This is a genomic window from Mesorhizobium sp. M2A.F.Ca.ET.037.01.1.1, from assembly GCF_003998075.1.
Taxonomy (GTDB): domain Bacteria; phylum Pseudomonadota; class Alphaproteobacteria; order Rhizobiales; family Rhizobiaceae; genus Mesorhizobium.
Genome location: NZ_RZSA01001790.1, coordinates 1 through 468, shown reverse-complemented (window position 1 = coordinate 468; position 468 = coordinate 1). Strand labels below are relative to the sequence as shown.

Sequence of the window (468 nt, the reverse complement as noted above, 5' to 3'; positions counted from 1 at the left end):
GGTTCATTGTCTTAACTCTCTTCAAAACTGGTTCGGACCATTTGCGGTCCGAAGCGGATTAGACCGCCTTGCGGGCGACGTAGTGGATGTCGCTGCGGCTGATGCCGAGGTCGGTCAGTTCACGGTTCGACAGGCGGTTCAGCTCGGAAACGGTTTCCCGGTAGCGGCGCCAGTTGCGGTAGTTGCGGATCAGGTTCATGGTAGTTCTCGTTTCGTCTTTAGTTCGGATCATTCCGTTTGTGTACGAACAGAAAATATGGGGGATCGTATCGATTTAAAAGTGCCGTTGGCGCATGGCAGCAATGCAAATTGTGCAATGCAACATTAACCGCCATTCACGCCTGCGTCACAAAGAAGGCCGAATCGAAAAATGCCGCTGCGTCAACGGTTTGGCTGTTTCGACTAAGGAAGTGGTCGGGCTTGGGGGAAATGCATGGCGGGCTATGCCACAAGGGTGAGGGCGGATAT

1 protein-coding gene is annotated in these 468 nt (G+C 53.4%); it reads right to left on the bottom strand.

The window, feature by feature from the left end; all coding sequences use genetic code 11:
* Positions 1 to 58: 58 nt before the first annotated feature.
* On the bottom strand, positions 59 to 199 hold the full coding sequence (locus EOA27_RS39835; protein WP_082056373.1) for a DUF1127 domain-containing protein: 141 nt from the start codon (positions 197 to 199) through the stop codon (positions 59 to 61).
* Positions 200 to 468: the final 269 nt, after the last annotated feature.

What these genes read in the sequence shown, in the direction of transcription:
- EOA27_RS39835 (WP_082056373.1), bottom strand. Translation starts at nt 199, where the DNA reads ATGAACCTGATCCGCAACTACCGCAACTGGCGCCGCTACCGGGAAACC.